The following is a 20,040-nucleotide window of genomic DNA, read 5'->3' as shown; positions in this document are numbered from 1 at the left end:
ACCATATAAGTGATGTAAGTTCATATTAACGTTACGCTAAAACTAAGCTTTGCCTTAAACTTTACGCAAAGAGTTCGCAAAGTTTAAATGAACTTACATCACTTATATGGTTTAAACCTTTTTTAAATAAGACAAATAACAAAGTTGGTTTTATCTTCATCTGTCTGGTAGCTTAAATAACCGCCATGTGCTTCTATAATGTTTTTAGAAAGCGTTAAACCAATTCCGGCGCCGTCTTTTCTGGTGGTGAAAAACGGCAGAAAAACTTTGTCTTTTATAGCCGGATCAATCCCTTTTCCGTTATCTGAAATAATGATAAAAAAACGATTGTTCTCGGAATAACTGGATAAAAACATCTTCTTTTCACTTTTATCTTTCAACGCATAAACACTGTTGGTAATTAGATTAATAATCACTTGCTCCATTTGATTTTTATCAATCAGAATAGAACGTGAACTATTAATTTCATTGATCAATTCGATATTTTCCGCCTTCAGAATGGGGGTCATAATTCTCATACAATCATCAAAAAGCGCATTTATAGGGGTCATTACTTTATTTGGCGTTGGCAACATCGCTAGTTTTCGATAATTTTCGACAAAAACCTGTAAATGATCACTTCTGTTTATAATGGTTGAAATACTGCTTTTGATATCATCAAAATCTTCTTCTTCGAGTGCTTCCTGATCGACAATGTGGAGTAAATTCTGTGAAAGTGCCCGAATTGGCGTCAAGGAATTCATTAATTCATGCGAAATAATTTTCATTAAATTAATCCACGCCTCCTTCTCTTTCTTTTCTATTACACGCTGAATACTATCCAGTAAAATAATAAAATACTCTTTGTTGTAGGTTTTGGTATGGGAAGTTTGCAACATAAAAGTCTGCAAGTCCTGTGCTTCTATTTTAATCGAAATCGCTGTTTTTAACTCGGCAAACTCTACTTTTTCAATTTCATCACAAAGTGACGGCAGATAATTTTTAAGGTATTTCCAATGACTGACTTTTGGAACTTTAAAGAGATTAGAGAAACAATCGTTCATCAAAAAAATATCCCATTCTTCATTCTCTTTTTCTAGAATCAAAGTGGCCGTGTCTATACTATTCAAAATCGAACGGTAAACAAGTTCTTTGGAGGTCTGCTCCTGTTTCTGCACTTTTAAAGTATCGTACAACATGTACAGGTTTTTGAAATTGCCCTTTTTATTCTCTTCCGGAAAATTGGTCGAAAAATCATTTTGCAAGATCGAAAGCAATGTTTTGTCATAAAACAACGATTCATTTTTGATATAGAAATACATCTCAAATAATGCTATGACCATAAAAGCACCAACTAAAATTGCATTGTAGTAAAACGTCTTATAAATTAAAAAAACGCAAAGAAAAAAGAGCGTCATAACCAACAAAACCCTTATAAACAAAACATTATAGAACTTCCAATTTTTCATTATTTTATCTTTTTTTATGCTACAGATTAAAAGGATTGAATTGATTTTCTTGTCACGAATTATTTTTTTACCACGAACGAATTAGTGTAATTTGTGTAATTCGTGTCTATTTTTTTTCGCCACAGATTTTTAATCCTTTTAATCCTCTAATCTGTGGCCAAATTATTCTCACCGCAGCTTACAAATTCTTTAAATCGTATTTTTCAATCCTCCTGTATAAAGCGGCTCTGGATAAACCCAATTCTTCAGCTGTTTTACTAATGTTTCCGTTATGTTTAAATAATGCTTTTTCAATTGCATTTTTTTCCATTTCAAACAATGGATTGTCATCTGGTTCATCTGGTTCATCAAAGTCAAGAATATCCAAATCAGTTACAGAAATGGTATTGTTTTCGGCTAAAATCAAAGCACGTTCAATCTTGTTTTCCATTTCACGGATATTTCCTTTCCATGGGTATTTTTCTAAATAAGGCGCTACATTGTTTTCAAAACGCCAATTCTCCTGTTGGTACTTCTCAGCAATCTTATCTAAAATAAAATCAGCCATCGGAACAATATCATCTTTTCGTTCCCGGAGCGATGGTAAATGAATTTCCATTGTATTGATTCGATACAATAAATCTTCTCTAAAGGTTTTGTTCTTTACTTCCGCCTTAATATCACTGTTTGTTGCCGCAATAATTCTCACATTTAAAGGCCTCGCTTTACTTTCACCCAAACGAGTTACGGTTTTGGTTTGTAAAACATGTAATAATTTAGCCTGAAGATGCAGCGGAATATTCCCGATTTCGTCCAGAAAAATAGTTCCTTCCGAAGCCATTTCAAATCTTCCGGGAGTGTCAGTCTTTGCATCGGTAAAAGCTCCTTTGGCGTATCCGAAAAGTTCACTTTCGAACAAACTATCGCTTAGGGAGCCTAAATCAACATGTACAAAAGGTTCTTTTTTTCGCTCTGAATTCTGATGAATAAAATCGGCGAAAACATATTTTCCGGTTCCATTTTCTCCCAGAATCAAAACGTTAGCATCTGTTCTGGCTACTTTTTCAGCAATAGAATACGCTTGTTTTATTTTAACCGAAGTCCCCACAAAGTATCTTTTCTCTATTATTTCACTCGGCGTTTTCTTATTATTTTTTCTACTTTCAACAACTGCATTATCAATAATTTCGAGTAATTTATCATTGTGCCAGGGTTTTAAAACATAATCGAAAGCACCAATTTTTATCCCTTCAACAGCGGTATCAATTTTACCAAAGGCCGTCATTAAAATAACAACAGTTTGTGGCGAAAGTGTTTTAATTTCTTTGAGCCAGTGAATTCCTTCGCGTCCGTCTTCAAAACCAATTCGATAATTCATGTCCAATAAAACCACATTGATTTCATTTTCACTTAAAATTGAAATGATTTTTTTGGGGCTGTTTGTCGTAAAAATGGTTTCAAAATGTTTTTTGAGAATCATTTTCGCCGAAAAAAGAATTTCTTCCTGATCGTCAACGATTAATATTTGAGCTAATTTTTTTCGCATGGTATTTATTTTTGTTCGATTTCGAACGGTCAACTGTCCATTTTCGAACAGTCCTTTTTTTGATCGCTTTTAAAGTCTCTTTAAAATCAAGGCTTTACAAATAATACTTTTTGTGGCACAATATTTACCTATTGACTATCAGTAAATTATTTAAAGAAATGGACACAGTAATCCCTCGTAAAAATAGAAAATTTAGAAACCTCACAATACTAATTGGTGTTTTTTTAGTTTTGGCAGCACTCTTCTTTTATTCGTTTAGCACTAAAAGAAGTCTAAACGTAAAAGCAAATGAACTGACTGTGCAACAAGTTGAAAAAGCTTTTTTTGAAGACTTCGTTGTTTTTCAGGCCAAAGTAGAACCTTTGAATGTGATGCTTGTAAATGTAACCGAGGGAGGATCGGTAAAAGAAATTTTTGTAGAAAATGGCGCTATGGTTACCAAAGGACAATCTTTGGCCCGCTTGTACAATCCAAATACAGAACTGAACTATCTGACTCAGGAAACAGCCATTATTGAGCAAATCAACAATCTGAATACAGGTAAACTGAATATTAGAAATCAGGAATTGAACTTAACCAAGGATTTGGTTTTAATTGAACATGATTATAATGACGCCAAAAGATTATACGACATGAACTCCAAATTGTTTGCCAAAGATGTGATTTCGAAAAATGACTGGAATACCTTTAAAGAGGGCTTGCGTTTTCAGGAGGAACGAAAAAAGACGATTCAGCAAAGTATTCAAAAAGAAAAGGCAAGCAATCAGGTTCAGATTTCACAAATCAACCTTTCGATACAAACTATGGAAAGAAGTCTGGATATTTTGCGAAACAACAAAAAGAACTTTTTGATCACAGCTTCTGAGTCCGGAAGACTGACTTCATTCGAACCTGTTCTGGGGAAAACATTTCAAGCTGGTGCCAGCATCGGAAAAATAGATTCTAAAAAAGGATACAAACTTATTGCTGATGTGGATGAGTTTTATCTGGAAAAAGTTCGTGAAGGTTTAAAAGGTCAAGTCGAATTTAAAGGAAAAAATCTTGAGGTCTTGGTAACCAAAGTTATTCCGGAAGTAAAAAGCGGTCATTTTACAGTAGAATTAGCTTTCACTTCTAAAGAAAAAATCACATTACAAGACGGCTTAAGTTTTGGCGTAAAACTAATTTTATCCGAGAAAAACAAAACTCTGGTCATCTCAAAAGGAAGCTTTAATCAGGAAACAGCCGGAAAATGGATTTTTGTAGTCAAAGGAAACAAAGCCGAAAGAAGAAATATTAAACTAGGACGCGAAAACCCTTCTTATTATGAAGTTCTGGAAGGCTTAAAAGAAGGCGAATCTGTGATTACTTCTTCTTATACAGATTATAAAGATGTTGAGGAATTATCGATTAGCACTGAGTAGTTAGTTTTCAGTCACAGTCACAGTCGCAGTCACATTTTACAGATAACATTTCACAAATAACAAATAACCACCAATCATCAATCAAAAAACGTTTTTTAACAACAACTTACACCTTAAAAATATGATAACTATTGAAAATTTAACCAAAGTTTTTAGAACCGAAGAAGTAGAAACCTCTGCTTTAAGCGGCATTAACTTAACCATTAAAAAAGGAGATTTTTTAACTATTATGGGGCCTTCAGGTTGTGGGAAATCGACTTTACTAAATATAATAGGATTACTGGACAGCGCCTCTGAAGGAAGTTATAAATTACTGGATCAGGAAATGATCGGCTTAAAAGAAAAAGGAAGAGCGCAGGTTCGCAAAGAAAATATTGGTTTTATTTTTCAAAATTTCAACTTAATTGATGAGCTTTCGGTTTACGACAATATCGAATTGCCTTTGCTTTACAACAATGTAAAAGCTGCTGACAGAAAACCAAAGATTGAAGCCATTGCAGAAAAACTAAACATCTCGCACCGTTTAAAACACTTTCCGCAACAACTTTCAGGAGGTCAACAACAAAGGGTTGCCGTGGCAAGAGCCTTGGTAAACGACCCTAAAATTATTCTTGCCGATGAGCCAACGGGAAATTTGGACAGTAAAAACGGTAATGAAGTAATGGAACTTTTAACAGATTTGCACGCTAAAGGCGCTACAATTCTGATGGTTACCCACTCTGATTATGATGCTTCTTTTTCGCAAAAAACAATTCACATGAAGGATGGGGTTATCTTCTCTGAAAAATTAAATCAGAGAAATGTTGACGTTTTTATGGACGCTAAATAAAAATCAAAATGATCAAATTTATTGTAACTGCAATTTTAATCCTGGTAGGATTTATCTGCAAAGTGATGACTATAGAAAATAAAAATACAGTTTCGGTTTCGGCTTTAACTGAGCTAATTATAAAAGGATAAACAATGATTTCTAACTGGTTCAAAATATTTATTTATCATTTAAAGCAAAACAAATTGTTTTCGTTTTTGAATGTTTTAGGGTTAAGCATTGGAATTGCGAGCATTATTTTCGCCATTTTATATTGGAATAATGAACATTCTTATGATCAATGGAATCCCGAAAAAGAAAACGCTTACATGGTACTGAACAAGATTGGCAGAACAGGCGATACCTGGGGTTCAAACTCCATTCCGTTTGGAGAAACCTGTAAAGCCACAATTCCCGAAATTGAAAAAGTATGTTTTTTTAATACTTGGTACGATGAGGATATTATTAAGTACAAGAGTCAAAAATTATTGGTTAAAAAAATTACTGCCAGTGATGAGAATTTTTTTGATTTTTTTCCTTTCGAAATCTTAAAAGGTGCTAAACAAAATATTCTAAAAGAGAAAAACAGTGTTGCTGTTTCAGAGGATCAGGCCAAACTGCTTTTTAAGGAGGAAGATCCTATCGGTAAATCTATCACATATGGAGGCGCAAATTATACTGTAAAATCTATATACCGCATTACCACACCCTCTTCAATGGAACCAAATTATGTGTTTAGTGGTGTAAAAAGAGAAGGTGATCTAAACAGCTGGGGGAATTTTAATTATGGATTACTGATCAAAATTAAAAAAACCGCGGACGCATCTCTTGTTTTGAAGAAAATGCAAAACGTAAATTATGTAAACCGAACTTTAAAAGATGCAAAGGAAAACGGACAAACTCCTGAGCAGTATCTAAAAGAAAATGGTGAAATAAAAGTAATACTCGATCAGTTAAAAACGTCTCGATTATATGGCACAAAAAGCGCAGCAGGCCAAAACTATCCTGAAGGTATCGGTAATCTGAAATTACTTTATATCATGGGAGGTTTGTCTCTTTTGATTCTGGTTTTATCATTGGTAAATTATATCAATTTAGCAACCGCATCAGCAATCAAACGTGCTAAAGAAGTAGGTGTACGTAAAATTGTCGGGGCTTCAAAAAGTCAGATCATGAGGCAATTTATATTTGAAACGGCAATCATTGTTCTTTTAGCCATTTTGTTTGCCCTGGCCATTGTAGAACTTTCACTACCTTACTATAATACCTTTTTAAACAAAAATTTGACTATGAATGGTAGCGAATTTTATCTGCAACTCATTTTTATTTTTGGATTAGTAATTGTCTGTGCAGGTATTTTTCCCGCCATTTATATTTCAAATTTTGAAACCCTAAAAGTTTTAAAAGGGAATTTTTCAAGAAGCAAAAGTGGTATCTGGGTTCGAAATTCGATGCTTATTTTTCAATTCGGAATTGCAACATTTTTCATCATTGGTGCCTTAATTGTCAATGCACAAGTTGATTATATGACAAACAAAGATCTTGGATTTAGTGGTGATCAGATAATTTCCATTCCGTTTAACAAACCTGATCGCTTGAGAAGAACAGAGCAGTATTTGACAGCAAAGCAGGAAATCAAAAAAATACCCGGCGTTATAGATGTTTCCACATTTGCCGGTTCTTTTGGAGGAAGCACAAGCTCCAGTTCAGGATTTAAACACAATGGTATTTTTGTACAGCCACGAAATGTCGAAATGGATTTTGGCTTCCTGGATATGATGAAAATTAAAATCGTAAAAGGACGTGATTTATCTCCTCAATTTGCCTCTGACACTGTAAGCAATATGCTTATGAATGAAACATTGGTTAAAGCTTTAAATATAAAAGATCCTATAAATACAATTATAACATCGGGTTGGGGAAATGAAAAAGGCAATCTGAAGTTTAAAATTGTTGGAGTTGTAAAAGATTTTAATGTAAGCGGCTTACAAAATAAAATTCCGCCAATGGTCTTTATCAACCTTAAAACTTTAAAATGGAATAATTTTAATAATATTCTGGTAAGAGTTTCTCCAAATAATATGACCGAAACATTAGACCAACTAAGAACGTATTGGAATAAAAATGTAAACCCGGATTATCCTTTTGATTATGAATTTGTAAACAAAGGATTTGCTAAAACATTTGAGGAACATGTAAAACAAAAAAATCTTTTCTTTATTCTAAATATGGTTGTAATTATAATTGCGATCTTCGGATTGTTCGCTTTAGCATCCTTTTCAATGGAGAGAAGATTAAAAGAAATTGCCATCAGAAAAACATTAGGAGCTGAAACTGACATTTTACTGAAAGAATTATCCAAACAATATATTTTTTACTGTTTATTAGGTTTTGCAATTGGAATTGTTCCTGCCTATATTTTATTGCAAAAGTGGCTGGAAGATTTCGCTTTCCGAATCGGAATTTCATTTGTTCCCTTTAGTATTGCCTTACTTTCTTTGTTGGTTTTAACACTCCTGATTGTTTTAACCAAAGCCTATCAAGTCACCAAAATAGATATATTGAAGTATTTAAAATACGAATAGACTTTCTGTTTTTTTTTTTAAAGTTTTCAGTCTCAGTCTCAGTCTTCAGTTCAAAACTAAGACTGAGACTGAGACTGACACTTGTAGACCATTACCATTTTTTTTATCTAAACCCAACAGGTTTCAAAAACCTGTTGGGTTTGTTTTTTTAACGTCGTAAAAATTTATTTCATCGTAACTGAATCTGAATACAGTAATTTATCTAAACTTTCGTCTCTTCCGTAAACGTCAGGAAAAAAACTTATTTCACCATTATCATTTACCCAAGAGGTAAAATAGCCTATGTAAATCGGGATTTTTCTTTTAAGCATACAAGTCGTTTCTTTTTCCCCGCTCATCGCAGTATCAATTTTATCAACGGGCCAATCCGGATCGTCTTTTAAAATCGCAAGTGCCAGATTTTTTGCTTCTTTTACATTGATACAACCATGACTGAACGTACGTTTTTCGAACTCAAATAAACTTTTTGCAGGCGTGTCATGCAGGTAAATATCATTTGGATTTGGAAACATAAATTTAACCAGTCCCAACGAATTTTTAGGCCCTGGTTTTTGTCTTACGCGACCACCGTTCCACTCCATATTATGATCTGCCAGATAATTTTTATCACTGGCCATCTGAAGTTTTAATTCGTTTTTAATAATACTGGTTGGCACATACCAATACGGACTGAAAACAATTCGATCCATATTACCGCTAAAAATTACTGTTTCGGTCATTCGGGTACCCACAAAAATATCCGATACCAGATCATATTTTCCATCCTTCACATAAATCAGTCTGAAAGAAGGAATGTTTACCATAATATATTCGCTGGCCTTGGACAGTTTAGTAGGAATCCATCTGCAACGCTCCATATTAAGCATAATGGTTTTTATACGTTTAGAGATCGGTTCATTCAGCTGATCAATATGCTCTTTCGTTAAAGCATAGTTTAACTTCAGGCCGTATCTTTTTTTGTAGTTCAACACTCCCGCCATAAGCTCTTCGTCATAAACATCACTTTTAGAATCCTGAGCAAGATCTCCAACCACAAAAAGACGTTGTCGCACATCTTTTATCGTATTGGAGATGTCAAAAGGTTTTAGATCTTTATACGTCGCCGCATTAATCGAAATGGGCTGCCACAAATTATCAGTTTCAATTTTTCGGTATTTTTTTAATGCTTCTTGAAGTTTGTAATACTGACCGAATAACAAATTATCATCTTTATTCAGACGATTGGAATCTACAATAAGCGAGTCCAGAATTTTGGGATACGAAATAGTTTTGGCCGGAAGATACCACCCAATTTTCTTGAGTGTTGCCGGATCTACACCCGAATAAACGTTACTGGCGTAAAAAACGTACATATTGGTAAGCAGTAATTCGGTGTCGAGCTCCGTTGGTTTTTCTTCCGAACTTTCATTAAAAGCCTCATCAATCTCGTCTTTATAGGGCATTTTATTTTCTATACCCTGATCTTGTAATACGTTTACTTTCTGATAGAGCAAATTCCCAAATTCAGTGATGTTTTTCTCATCATACCAAATCGATTTGTAATTTCTTTTGGTATAAATATCCAAAACATCCTTCTTGTATTTCTTTAGTTTGGAATATTTTTTAAAAAACTGCTCTATAGAAGCGTCGTCAAGAGAAACTGACTGAAGACTCTTTTTAGAAACAATCCCATTTTCAATATTGACTGATGTATTCTTCGCTTTTATTTCATCAACATCCAATGATGTAAAAGAAAACACTAAAAAACTCATCGCAATAATTACAGTGAAAGAAGTAAAATTTCGCATACTTTTACGGATTAAATTTTTAGAACTTTGTTTAATTACAAAAACATTAAAAAGCTATAAAAACTTCTGAAATACAAGTTTTTAACATTTTCGGAATTACTTGGAAATCATCAATTTGGGATACTCAAATATAGCCAAGATTATTGACAATTAACGCATAAAATCTTCTAAATTAGTGTGCGGCTTTTTCTGCTTAATTTAAAAAAACAGTCCCTAAAACAATCTGTAAAAAAACAACTGTTTTTTTTGAGTTCTTGAAGACGAGAACTTCAAGTTACCTAGAATCATTTTGAACAATCTCGCTATCAACAAATCCAATCTAAAAAAAGTTAAAATTCGAACATAATCCGTTATCTTTGCACTCTGAAATCAGTTTAAATAAAAACAGTTTTTAAATTAATTTCACTCAATAGAAAAACACGACGTTAAAAATGAAATTAGACAGAAAAGAAATTCTTAAAGCTCTAGAAACAATTACTATAGCGGGAGAAGGAAAAAATATGGTTGAAAGCGGAGCTGTTGCCAATGTAATTACTTTTGGCGATGAAGTTGTAGTCGATTTAGTGATTCATACGCCTGCTATGCACATCAAAAAAAGAGCTGAAGATGATATTAAAAAAACAATTCATGAATTAATATCACCTGAAGCAAAAATTAAAGTAAATATTAAAGTAGAAACTCCTGAGAAAAACGAAATTAAAGGTCGTGCCATTCCGGGAATTAAAAATATAATCGCCGTTGCATCCGGTAAAGGTGGTGTTGGAAAATCTACTGTTACTGCAAATTTAGCTGTAACATTAGCAAAAATGGGCTTTGCAGTTGGTATTTTGGATGCCGATATTTATGGACCATCGATGCCAATTATGTTTGATGTAGAGAATGAGAAACCAGTTTCGACTACTGTTGACGGGAAATCGAAAATGAAACCGGTTGAAAGCTATGAGATCAAAATACTTTCTATTGGCTTTTTCACCGCTCCAAGTCAGGCGGTAATCTGGAGAGGTCCAATGGCTTCAAAAGCATTAAATCAAATGATATTTGATGCAGACTGGGGAGAATTAGATTTTATGTTAATCGACTTACCTCCGGGAACAGGTGACATTCACCTTTCGATCATGCAATCGTTACCAATTACAGGAGCTGTAGTGGTAAGTACACCACAAGCTGTAGCTCTTGCTGATGCTAAAAAAGGAGTAGCGATGTTTATGCAGGATAATATAAATGTCCCTGTTTTGGGAATTATAGAAAATATGGCGTACTTTACACCAGAAGAATTACCTGACAATAAATATTATATCTTTGGACAAGAAGGGGCTAAAAACCTGGCTGAAGATCTAAATGTTCCTTTCTTAGGTGAAGTGCCAATTGTACAATCTATTCGTGAAGCAGGTGACTATGGTCGTCCGGCAGCTTTGCAAACAGCTTCAGTAATAGAGACTGTTTTTGAAGAGATTACTCGAAATGTTGTACAAGAAACAGTAAACAGAAACGATAGTTTACCTGCTACAGAAGCCATTAAAATTACAACTATGGCAGGTTGTTCAGCAGTAAAGAAAAATTAGATAATTTAGACTATGCTATTATTGGACAATGAAATAATTCGATAATGAGACAATTCGGCAATGAGATAATTCGATAATGAAATAATTGGTATCATCACTAATTCACACATTTTCTAATAGGCACATTTTCTAATTGACACCTCTTCTAATTAACACATTCTCTAATTGACACATTTTCTAATTGACACATTAAATTATGACAACAGAAGAATTAACAAGCAACGTATTATTGGCTCTTGACGAGATCAGACCATTTTTAAATTCTGATGGAGGAGACATTACACTTATCTCTATTGACGATGACAAACATGTCAAAGTTCGTCTTGAAGGAGCATGCATTAGCTGTAGCGTGAATCAGATGACTTTAAAAGCTGGCGTTGAAACGACAATAAAAAAATACGCACCACAGATTGAAACTGTAGTAAACATCATGTAATCAAAACATTGTTTTTGCAAGTTTTTCAGTTTCAACAAATTAACAAGAATAATAGGCCTTAAGCTGTTTTTATTTGAATAAATCAAAAAAACATTCAGAAAAACGCTTGTTTTTGCGGTTTTATCAAAAAACAACACAAAGATTTAAGAGATTTCATTGCGTTATTGTTACATAATTAACTTAAATTTGTGACATAACCCTTAAATCACAAATCTTATGAGAAATTATTACGCTCTAATTTTATTGTTATTTTTTGTTTCAGTAAGCCATGCACAACAAAGCCAAAAAACCTTAGTAGTTGACAAAGCCTGGGTAAATGACTCTGAAGAATGGTCGGATTTTAAATATGCGGGGCAAATTGTATTCTCAACCAATGCAAGCAACGAAGAAGGAACATTAAGAATTGGCAATTATGATTTTTTATATGATATCTGCGAAGGAAAAGCTAAATTTGCCAACAAAGCAACATATAGCGCAGCAGAATTTGCTCATCCAAGAAAAGTTTCTGTAACGACAGACAAACAAGGAGTTGTAAATTCAACTTATGAAGGAACTTTAATCTTTCAAGCTGATAAAGATTATTATTCCGTAATTGCTGTAGTTACTCTATTGGAGAAAGAAGGAAATATGCTGGGAGTAAAAATGCATTTAAAAGACAACAACGCAAGAGAATATGCTTTTAGTTTAAAACCTAACAGTTAATAGTAAACATCAGGATCTGTTCACGTTTTCAAATCCGAAGTAAGAAAAATTCCAACAATTAAAATGGATGTATTAATAAAGATTAAAGATCGAGAAGGAGTTATACACGAATTACAGGCTCCAACTGATATGGCAATGAATATAATGGAGTTATGCAAAGCATACGAACTTCCTGTTGAAGGAACCTGTGGGGGAATGGCAATGTGTGCTTCCTGCCAGTGTTATGTTCTGAATGATGTTGCATTACCGGAAATGGGAGATGAAGAAGAAGCCATGCTTTCGGAAGCATTTTATGTTAAGTCAAATAGTCGTTTAGGCTGTCAGATACCAATCACTACAGATCTTGAAGGATTAGAACTGGAATTAGCACCAGAATATTAAAGTATAAAAAAGCGGGAATCTAATAAGAATTCCCGCTTTTTTTTATGTCAAATAAAAGTACACCTTATTTTGGATCAAGTTCGAAAATTATGGGAAGTAAAAATATCGCAGAGTCGCAAAATCGCAAAGTTTTAATGAAAAAGCAGAAAAACTTTGAGACTCCATGACATTTTAAAAAACCCAAAGTAAGAAAGAAGAAAACAGAAAGGCGGAACTTAAAAATAAAAAAACTTTGCGTCTTTGCGTCTTTGCGAGATTGTCAAAGCGAGAAGTTGGGAAATAGGTACTTAAAAAAAGCATAAGATCTACTACTTCTAACAAAAGGAAATTTATAAAAATTATCCCACAATTTTTGAACTTGATCCCTTATTTTTACCAATTAACTATTATTCAAATCTTCCGGATTAAAAGGCTCAAATTCTCTTTCAGAAAATGCCTCTGTCAAAATTCCGGATGAACATAACCAATTTATTGCCTCTTCAAGCGTATCCCCGGCTTTATAAATCATTTCTTGATGTCGTGGCAAAATATAGTATTCCTTTTTAAATAAGATGATTTCATCTCCATCAAAGGTATCTCCAACTCTGATTGAGCTTACAACTTCTTCTTTTGTCAAAACATTTTTCCCTTCATCCCAAAACCAATATTCTGTTATACGATCTCTCCAAGCTGCAATGGTTACTATTATTGTTTCGGGAAGAAAAATTCGCACATAGGTCCCTCCAAGGATTCCACTGCCGTATTTTAAGACATACTCCTTATAGCTCTCATCAAAAACAAAGTCTAAAGTTTTTTCGCAAGCCAGAATTTCTTCATGCACAGCAAGAAACAGATCCGTTTTATTCGTCTTATAGTTCGGGATTATTTTATACGCTTCTAAGTTCATACAATTTGTATTTCTAATCGTTAAATATAGTTTTTTTCCACAAAACCAAGTTGAATCTCATAAAAAAACCGCAATCACATAGCTGTAATTACGGTTTCTTTTTTATAACATTCTTCTTTAACCTCTGATCCCTAAACCAAACCAGCTGCGATTAAGTACTCGGCAATCTGAATGGTATTTGTAGCTGCCCCTTTTCTCAAGTTATCGGCAACAATCCACATGTTTAAGGTGTTCTCCTGGCTTTCATCACGACGGATTCTTCCAACAAAAACATCATTTTTACCTTCAGCATATAAAGGCATTGGATAGGTAAAGGTGTCTATATTATCCTGAACCGTTACTCCGTCTGTGTGGTGTAAAATTTCACGTACTTCATTTACATCAAAATCATTTGTAAACTCGACATTTACAGCCTCACTGTGACCTCCAACAACCGGTACACGAACTGCAGTAGCCGTAACACGAATCGTTTTATCTCCAATGATTTTTTGAGTCTCGCGAACTAACTTCATTTCTTCTTTAGTATACCCGTTCTCTTCAAAACTATCGCAATGTGGGATTGCATTTCTGTGAATTGGGTATTTGTAAGCCATTTCTCCCTGCGTTCCTGCATACTCGTTTTCAAGCTGTCTAACCGCTTTTACACCTGTTCCCGTAATAGATTGGTACGTAGAAACAATAATTCTTTTAATATTGTATTTTTTATGCAAAGGAGCCAATACCAGTACCATTTGTATAGTAGAGCAGTTTGGATTTGCAATAATTTTATCTTCTTTTGTTAATGTCGATGCATTGATCTCAGGAACCACTAATTTTTTTGTAGGGTCCATTCTCCATGCCGAAGAATTATCAATAACAGTAGTCCCGGCAGCAGCAAATTTTGGCGCCCATTCTAACGAAGTATCTCCTCCGGCAGAAAAAACAGCAATATCCGCTTTCATATCGACAGCCGTTTGCATGCCTACAACTTTATATTTTTTTCCTTTAAATTCAATTTCTTTCCCTATCGATCGCTCAGAAGCAACAGGAATTAATTCGGTAACAGGGAAATTTCTTTCCGCTAAAACTTTAAGCATTACTTCGCCAACCATACCAGTGGCGCCTACAATCGCTATTCTCATTTTTATATTTTTAGTATGAATTAATGTAAATCTTTACACAAAAGTAGGTATAATAAAAAACAAAACAAGAGGTTCACAAAAAATAACAAAATGTTACAAATAAAACAAACATAAAAAAACCGCCTCAGTTAAGAAGCGGTTAAATTAGACTTAGTGTAGCGGTATTTATTTTTTTAACAAATCTCTAATTTGCGTAAGTAACTCTTCTTGAGTTGGTCCTGCAGGCGGAGCAGCAGCAGCAACTTCTTTCTTTTTTGAAGCATTAATTCCTTTTATAATCAGAAATAATACAAAAGCAACAATGATAAAATTGATCAATGCCGACAGAAACAAACCATACTTAACACCTCCAAAAGCCGTCAATTCTTCGATTTTAGACAAATGTGCAGCTTCTAAAGCCGGCTTCAATAGCAATGGCGTAATTACATCGTCAATAAATGAGCTGATGATTTTACTAAAAGCAGCTCCAATGATTACACCGACAGCCAGATCAACCACGTTGCCTTTCATTGCAAATTCCTTAAATTCAGAAAAAAATCCCATAATTGATTTGTTTTAATTTATACTTAATTGAATCTCGAAAATACGTAATTTTCTCCAAAGTTCATCAAAATTACCTGAAAAATACTCTTTTTACACGTTGTGAGATACTCGTTAGAATTTCATATGGTATTGTTTTTAAAGCATTTGCGATTTCAGTTACCGTTGGATTTTCTCCAAAAATGATCACAGAATCTCCTTCTTTACAATCAATTTCGCTGACATCAATCATTAACATATCCATACAAACACTTCCTACTATTGCTGCTTTTTGATTTTTAACGATCACATAACCGACTCCATTTCCCCATAATCTTGAAATCCCATCCGCATAACCAATCGGAATAGTTGCAATTTTAGTTTCCTTAGTCGCCATGAATCGTCGACCATAACCAACGCTATCACCAGATGGAATTGTACGAACTTGCGAAATAATTGATTTCAACGTACCTACATTCTCTAAAAACTTTTGCTCAACAGCATCATTTGAAACGCCATAAAGACCAATTCCCAAACGCACCATATTAAACTGCGCATCCGGAAAATTACTAATCCCCGATGTATTCAAAATATGACGAATAGGATTCACCCCCAATTCAGTCATTAATTTTGCCGACAATTTTTCGAATAAACGAATTTGAGAACGTACAAATTCAAAATGATCCTTATCATCACTGGTTGCCAAATGGGATAAAATACTTTGTATCCGAATTGTCGAATTTCCTTTTAAAGTTGCAATCAATTCATCGATCGTGTTTTCTTCAAAACCCAAACGATGCATTCCGGTATCTAATTTAATGTGAACTGGAAAGTCCTTAAGATTCTTTTCTCGGGCAATTTTCAAAAAAGCATTCAATCCTTTTATGCTGTAAATCTCAGGCTCTAACTGGTATTGAATAATCGACGGAAAACTGGTAGACTCCGGATTCAAAACCATAATAGGCAATTTGATTCCGCCACTTTTAAGCGAAATTCCTTCATCAGCGAAAGCCACACCTAAATAATCAACTTTATGATGTTCCAGCAACTTTGCAATTTCCAAACCTCCGTTTCCATATCCAAAGGCTTTCACCATCACCATCATTTTTACATTACCGGCCAACTTAGATTTAAAGAAATTCAGATTATGACTGATTGAATTCAGATTAATCTCCAGTATCGTTTCGTGGGTTTTCTCCTCCAGCAGCGTAACAATTTCTTCAAACTGAAAAGATCTTGCTCCTTTTATCAGAATGGTTTCATTGGCAAAATTCAGGCTTTCAAAATTGGCGATAAAATCAGCCGTACTGGCAAAAACTACCGCGTTTGAAAATTTATCCGAGAAAGAGGAAATTGTATTTCCAATTCCAATGACACGATTTATTTTGTTATCGGCAATTAGTTGGGCTACTTTAGAATACAACTCTTCGTTTGAAAATCCGCTTTGAAAAATATCCGATAAGATCACTGTTTTAGAAGCATTTTTTTTCTGACTCTCCAGAAAGTCCAAAGCGATTTTGAGCGATTGAAAATCGGAACTGTAACTATCGTCAATAATACTGCAATTATTAATTCCGTTTTTTACTTCAAGACGCATTTCTACAGGGTACAACATTTGCATTCGATTTTGGATCGTTGCAAAATCATATTTAAAATAAAGTAAAACCAGCAAACAGGAAATCGCATTTTCTATGGAAGCCGAGTCCTGAAAAGGGATTTCTAAATTGAAAATTTCATTTTTATACTGATATTCAATTTGCGTTTTATCATTTTTACTTTCTTTTTTCAAGATAAAAACCGTTGCCGTTTTATCTGTAAAACTCCACGAAAAAAGAACTTGCTCTTTTAATTGGTTTTCTTTTACAAAAGCTGCCAGGCACAAATCAACAATTTCATTCTTCTGGTAAACAACAACTTTCGAGTCTTTAAAAAGTTGCAACTTCTCGTTGATTTTTTGTTCTAAATTCAGAAATCCTTCGTCATGTGCCGATCCAATATTTGTTAGAACACCAATAGTAGGTTTAATGATTTTCTCCAGATTAATCATTTCATTAACCGTAGAAATTCCAGCCTCAAAAATGCCTAAATTATGCTTTTCGTTTATCGCAATAACTGAAAGCGGAACACCTACTTGAGAATTATAACTTTTAGGACTTCTTATCACATTAAAATCGGGGCTCAGTAAAAAATTAAGCCATTCTTTTACAATAGTTTTTCCGTTACTTCCCGTCAATCCGATTACAGGAAAATCAAAAAGATTACGATAATAAGCTGCAAATTCCTGCAAGGCTTTTAAAGTGTCTTTTACGATTAAAAAATTAGCTCTCCCTTTACAGTTATCAGGTACATATTGCACCACAAAACTTTGAACACCTTTGTCTATTAGCTCAGAAATATACAAATGAGCATCATTATTAACACCTGATAAGGCAAAAAACAAGGTTTGAGATCCGTTTTGCAACGAACGGCTGTCGATCGAAACATGATCCACAAAAATAGCTGTATGTAAACCAATCCATTCGGCTTCAAGAACCGGAATAAGGTTTCTTAGGTTTATGCTCATTTAAAATTCTTTTTGTCAAATTTAAAACATTACAAACAGAAAAGAGTTGTGATTTTCTTAAAATAAAGGAGTACTTAACGGTAATTATTGGTTTTAAAAATCGGAATAGAGTTCGCCATGAATTGCACTAATTATCACAAATTGTCACTATTCTTAAATTTATTAGAAGAAATATACTCTTTGAAATTAGCGAATAAATAATCCGTGAAAATTAGCGCAATTCGTGGCAAAAAACATTAATTCATTTATATTTGTTGAACACCTTTTAAATAATGCGCTTTGAAAAAAATACTTCCATTATTCTCCTATATCCTTCATCCTATTTTCATCTCGATGTATGCCACTTTGTTTTATCTGTATTGCAAAGAAGATATTTTTACGGACAGGGAAAAATACTATGTTTTATTTCAAATTCTGATTATTACCATTTTGGTTCCGGTGTTGTTTTTTATGTTGCTTCGCTCTACCGGACACGTAAAATCGGTTATGGTTCACGAAGCTTCTCAGCGTAAAATCCCCTTAATTTTACAATGTTTTTTATATATCCTATTAGTAAAGAGAAGTATTGTTATCACCCGTTATCCGGAACTTCATTTCTTTTTTCTCGGGGCTTTGTTCAGTACCATTTTAGCGCTGGTGCTTATTCTTTTTAAAACAAAAGCGAGCTTACACATGATGGCCATCAGCGGACTCACCATTTTTATACTTGGATTAAACATTCATTTTCAGATGCAAAACCCGTATTGGACTGCTTTATTAGTTTTATTGACGGGAATAGTAGCCTCATCACGTTTGGAAATGCAGGCACATACCAACAAAGAATTAATTATTGGTCTTGCAATCGGAACACTTCCGCAGTTGTTATTCTTGTATTTGTGGTTATAAAATATAGAAAATCAAACCGGCATTAATCGTTTTGACACCAACCGTTTCACCTTCGTTCGTCTTGACTGCCTGAAACAAAGGATTCAATCCATAATACACGTAAATGTTCCAGGTATTATATCCCGTGGCAAGGTAGACTCCATATTGAAATTTAGCGATGTACGGATTGTTTGTGATTTTATAGGTAGTCTCTCCGTTATCCAAAACCGATTTATTAGAGAACATATAACTAAATTTAACCCCTCCGTAAATCCTCCAAAATTTATAACTTTCATACGTTGAATTTCTCCAGCGAAACTCCAGCGGAACATCCACTAAATATTGTCTGAATCTATTGGTAACAAATTCATTGTAATCTGTTACCCCATGCACTAGCGCTCCCGAAGCATCTTTGGAAATAGTCAGATTCTGATAGAAATTCTGATAGCTTAACCCTATCCCGGTTGCAATTGCAATAGTCCTTTTTTTATTGATTGGCATGTCACGCAAAAAACCACCGGAAAGCCCCACAGAGAATTTATCCTGCTTAAGACCAGTAGGAGCATTCGTAAAAAGATTATAGGTAACCGAAAAATAAAACTGATCTTCCCGATATAACGAATCGATTTTAACAACCGGTTCTATTTTAGGCGTCGTTTCTTCCTGCGAAAAAACAGAAAAAAAAGACACTAAAAACAAACAACTGAAAAGTAATCGCATATCGTATTTTGGTTTTAAAGAGTTTTTCAAGCAAACGTTTTTTGAAGTTGATTTATTTCACTTACAAATATAATATAATGACAGCTTAGGTGACAATTAGAACGCAATTATTCTCTTTTCCCTTAAAAATAAAACGTTTTACAGTGCTATTATTAAGAAATTCAAAACAGAAGTAAAAAATAAATTCATTTTTGATTGTTCTTTTATACCTTTGTACGGCATGAAGAAAAAGCAGCTCATATTAAGTGTCTCTTTCGCTCTAACAGTATTGTTCTCAATATTGTTTCAGTCGATACACAGTTATGAGCATATTGTAAAACAACTCTCGGAAAAACAATGTCACCACGACTACAATGATCCAAGCGGCGAAATTACACACCAACATCATAATTATGACGTTTGTTTTGTATGCCATTTTTCTTTTGAAAGTTCAATACTTCCGGAACAATTTTCATTTCAATTTCATACCGCAACCGAAGGAATTCCTTATTTCTTTACCCATTCAGAAAAGATATTCTCCTTTCCTGAAAGCGCCTATTTGTTACGTGGACCACCTGTTGGTATAGTTGCCTGAGTTTCGAAACACTCGAAACATAAATTATAACTTTCTTACTTAAATTTAAAAAAATAATAGCGCATCTCCCCGTTCTGACTGAATTAGAATAGGCAGACGTTATTGTTGTTCTCCTTTTTTATTTAAAGAAGAAAAATCCATTTAACTATAGCATCA

Annotated in this window: 18 protein-coding genes; 10 read left to right on the top strand and 8 right to left on the bottom strand. The window is 33.9% G+C overall.

Annotated elements, in window-relative coordinates:
• Positions 1 to 122 precede the first annotated feature (122 nt).
• Together AB674_RS14325 and AB674_RS14320 are read right to left on the bottom strand one after the other, a co-directional pair.
• Positions 123 to 1,448 (bottom strand): sensor histidine kinase, encoded by a 1,326-nt coding sequence (locus tag AB674_RS14325; RefSeq protein WP_047777685.1) that lies wholly within the window; start codon positions 1,446 to 1,448, stop codon positions 123 to 125.
• Positions 1,449 to 1,626: 178 nt separating this feature from the next.
• Positions 1,627 to 2,973 (bottom strand): sigma-54-dependent transcriptional regulator, encoded by a 1,347-nt coding sequence (locus AB674_RS14320; protein ID WP_047777683.1) that lies wholly within the window; start codon positions 2,971 to 2,973, stop codon positions 1,627 to 1,629.
• Between the two features lie 158 nt (positions 2,974 to 3,131).
• Here AB674_RS14320 and AB674_RS14315 point away from each other — a divergent pair, with 158 nt between their 5' ends.
• From AB674_RS14315 to AB674_RS14305, 4 genes are all read left to right on the top strand, one after another.
• On the top strand, positions 3,132 to 4,376 hold the full coding sequence (locus AB674_RS14315; RefSeq protein ID WP_082210646.1) for an efflux RND transporter periplasmic adaptor subunit: 1,245 nt from the start codon (positions 3,132 to 3,134) through the stop codon (positions 4,374 to 4,376).
• A 121-nt stretch (positions 4,377 to 4,497) separates the two neighbouring features.
• Positions 4,498 to 5,205, top strand: coding sequence for an ABC transporter ATP-binding protein (locus tag AB674_RS14310; protein WP_047777680.1), 708 nt, complete (start codon positions 4,498 to 4,500; stop codon positions 5,203 to 5,205).
• An 8-nt stretch (positions 5,206 to 5,213) separates the two neighbouring features.
• Positions 5,214 to 5,336, top strand: coding sequence for a hypothetical protein (locus AB674_RS23170; protein WP_255663689.1), 123 nt, complete (start codon positions 5,214 to 5,216; stop codon positions 5,334 to 5,336).
• A 3-nt stretch (positions 5,337 to 5,339) separates the two neighbouring features.
• Positions 5,340 to 7,769 carry an ABC transporter permease gene (locus AB674_RS14305; protein WP_047777678.1) on the top strand — a complete coding sequence of 810 codons (2,430 nt, stop codon included), beginning with the start codon at positions 5,340 to 5,342 and terminating at the stop codon, positions 7,767 to 7,769.
• Between the two features lie 164 nt (positions 7,770 to 7,933).
• Here the strand turns inward: AB674_RS14305 and AB674_RS14300 are convergent, their stop codons facing one another.
• A complete protein-coding gene (locus AB674_RS14300) occupies positions 7,934 to 9,556 on the bottom strand; it encodes a murein L,D-transpeptidase (protein ID WP_047777677.1) in 1,623 nt (540 codons plus the stop codon).
• Between the two features lie 431 nt (positions 9,557 to 9,987).
• Between AB674_RS14300 and AB674_RS14295 the strand changes: the two genes are divergently transcribed.
• The 4 genes from AB674_RS14295 (at position 9,988) to AB674_RS14280 (ending at position 12,637) form a co-directional block, all read left to right on the top strand.
• Positions 9,988 to 11,118 carry an Mrp/NBP35 family ATP-binding protein gene (locus AB674_RS14295; RefSeq protein WP_047777675.1) on the top strand — a complete coding sequence of 377 codons (1,131 nt, stop codon included), beginning with the start codon at positions 9,988 to 9,990 and terminating at the stop codon, positions 11,116 to 11,118.
• A gap of 196 nt (positions 11,119 to 11,314) precedes the next feature.
• A complete protein-coding gene (locus tag AB674_RS14290; protein WP_026982674.1) occupies positions 11,315 to 11,554 on the top strand; it encodes a NifU family protein in 240 nt (79 codons plus the stop codon).
• A 216-nt stretch (positions 11,555 to 11,770) separates the two neighbouring features.
• A complete protein-coding gene (locus AB674_RS14285; protein WP_047777673.1) occupies positions 11,771 to 12,256 on the top strand; it encodes a hypothetical protein in 486 nt (161 codons plus the stop codon).
• A 63-nt stretch (positions 12,257 to 12,319) separates the two neighbouring features.
• Entirely contained in the window at positions 12,320 to 12,637 is a 318-nt protein-coding gene (locus AB674_RS14280; RefSeq protein WP_047777672.1) for a 2Fe-2S iron-sulfur cluster-binding protein, read from the top strand.
• 379 nt (positions 12,638 to 13,016) lie between these two features.
• Here the strand turns inward: AB674_RS14280 and AB674_RS14275 are convergent, their stop codons facing one another.
• The 4 genes from AB674_RS14275 to AB674_RS14260 all read right to left on the bottom strand — a co-directional run bounded on the left by AB674_RS14275 (position 13,017) and on the right by AB674_RS14260 (position 17,726).
• Entirely contained in the window at positions 13,017 to 13,523 is a 507-nt protein-coding gene (locus tag AB674_RS14275) for an SMI1/KNR4 family protein (RefSeq protein WP_047777670.1), read from the bottom strand.
• Between the two features lie 131 nt (positions 13,524 to 13,654).
• Positions 13,655 to 14,644 (bottom strand): aspartate-semialdehyde dehydrogenase, encoded by a 990-nt coding sequence (locus AB674_RS14270; protein WP_047777668.1) that lies wholly within the window; start codon positions 14,642 to 14,644, stop codon positions 13,655 to 13,657.
• Between the two features lie 165 nt (positions 14,645 to 14,809).
• On the bottom strand, positions 14,810 to 15,187 hold the full coding sequence (gene mscL / locus AB674_RS14265; protein WP_047777667.1) for a large conductance mechanosensitive channel protein MscL: 378 nt from the start codon (positions 15,185 to 15,187) through the stop codon (positions 14,810 to 14,812).
• Positions 15,188 to 15,257: 70 nt separating this feature from the next.
• Positions 15,258 to 17,726 carry a bifunctional UDP-N-acetylmuramoyl-tripeptide:D-alanyl-D-alanine ligase/alanine racemase gene (locus AB674_RS14260; protein WP_047777665.1) on the bottom strand — a complete coding sequence of 823 codons (2,469 nt, stop codon included), beginning with the start codon at positions 17,724 to 17,726 and terminating at the stop codon, positions 15,258 to 15,260.
• 279 nt (positions 17,727 to 18,005) lie between these two features.
• Between AB674_RS14260 and AB674_RS14255 the strand changes: the two genes are divergently transcribed.
• Positions 18,006 to 18,611, top strand: coding sequence for a hypothetical protein (locus AB674_RS14255; protein ID WP_047777664.1), 606 nt, complete (start codon positions 18,006 to 18,008; stop codon positions 18,609 to 18,611).
• On the opposite strand, the gene AB674_RS14250 is transcribed toward AB674_RS14255, so the two are convergent.
• A complete protein-coding gene (locus tag AB674_RS14250) occupies positions 18,606 to 19,340 on the bottom strand; it encodes a porin family protein (RefSeq protein ID WP_230004309.1) in 735 nt (244 codons plus the stop codon). The two genes, AB674_RS14255 and AB674_RS14250, sit on opposite strands and share 6 nt — an antisense overlap.
• 190 nt (positions 19,341 to 19,530) lie before the next feature.
• Here AB674_RS14250 and AB674_RS14245 point away from each other — a divergent pair, with 190 nt between their 5' ends.
• Entirely contained in the window at positions 19,531 to 19,884 is a 354-nt protein-coding gene (locus AB674_RS14245) for a hypothetical protein (protein ID WP_047777662.1), read from the top strand.
• The last annotated feature ends 156 nt before the right edge of the window (positions 19,885 to 20,040 follow it).

The organism is Flavobacterium sp. ABG (assembly GCF_001027725.1).
GTDB classification, from domain to species: domain Bacteria; phylum Bacteroidota; class Bacteroidia; order Flavobacteriales; family Flavobacteriaceae; genus Flavobacterium; species Flavobacterium cupriresistens.
This window is presented reverse-complemented; position numbering and strand designations above follow the sequence as displayed.

Coding starts and splice junctions, on each gene's coding strand:
- mscL (WP_047777667.1), bottom strand. CDS start 15,187: ATGGGATTTTTTTCTGAATTTAAGGAATTTGCAATGAAAGGCAACGTG.
- AB674_RS14245 (WP_047777662.1), top strand. CDS start 19,531: ATGAAGAAAAAGCAGCTCATATTAAGTGTCTCTTTCGCTCTAACAGTA.
- AB674_RS14310 (WP_047777680.1), top strand. CDS start 4,498: ATGATAACTATTGAAAATTTAACCAAAGTTTTTAGAACCGAAGAAGTA.
- AB674_RS14285 (WP_047777673.1), top strand. CDS start 11,771: ATGAGAAATTATTACGCTCTAATTTTATTGTTATTTTTTGTTTCAGTA.
- AB674_RS14300 (WP_047777677.1), bottom strand. CDS start 9,556: ATGCGAAATTTTACTTCTTTCACTGTAATTATTGCGATGAGTTTTTTA.
- AB674_RS14320 (WP_047777683.1), bottom strand. CDS start 2,973: ATGCGAAAAAAATTAGCTCAAATATTAATCGTTGACGATCAGGAAGAA.
- AB674_RS14280 (WP_047777672.1), top strand. CDS start 12,320: ATGGATGTATTAATAAAGATTAAAGATCGAGAAGGAGTTATACACGAA.
- AB674_RS14275 (WP_047777670.1), bottom strand. CDS start 13,523: ATGAACTTAGAAGCGTATAAAATAATCCCGAACTATAAGACGAATAAA.
- AB674_RS14270 (WP_047777668.1), bottom strand. CDS start 14,644: ATGAGAATAGCGATTGTAGGCGCCACTGGTATGGTTGGCGAAGTAATG.
- AB674_RS14315 (WP_082210646.1), top strand. CDS start 3,132: ATGGACACAGTAATCCCTCGTAAAAATAGAAAATTTAGAAACCTCACA.
- AB674_RS14325 (WP_047777685.1), bottom strand. CDS start 1,448: ATGAAAAATTGGAAGTTCTATAATGTTTTGTTTATAAGGGTTTTGTTG.
- AB674_RS14260 (WP_047777665.1), bottom strand. CDS start 17,726: ATGAGCATAAACCTAAGAAACCTTATTCCGGTTCTTGAAGCCGAATGG.
- AB674_RS14295 (WP_047777675.1), top strand. CDS start 9,988: ATGAAATTAGACAGAAAAGAAATTCTTAAAGCTCTAGAAACAATTACT.
- AB674_RS14290 (WP_026982674.1), top strand. CDS start 11,315: ATGACAACAGAAGAATTAACAAGCAACGTATTATTGGCTCTTGACGAG.
- AB674_RS23170 (WP_255663689.1), top strand. CDS start 5,214: ATGATCAAATTTATTGTAACTGCAATTTTAATCCTGGTAGGATTTATC.
- AB674_RS14305 (WP_047777678.1), top strand. CDS start 5,340: ATGATTTCTAACTGGTTCAAAATATTTATTTATCATTTAAAGCAAAAC.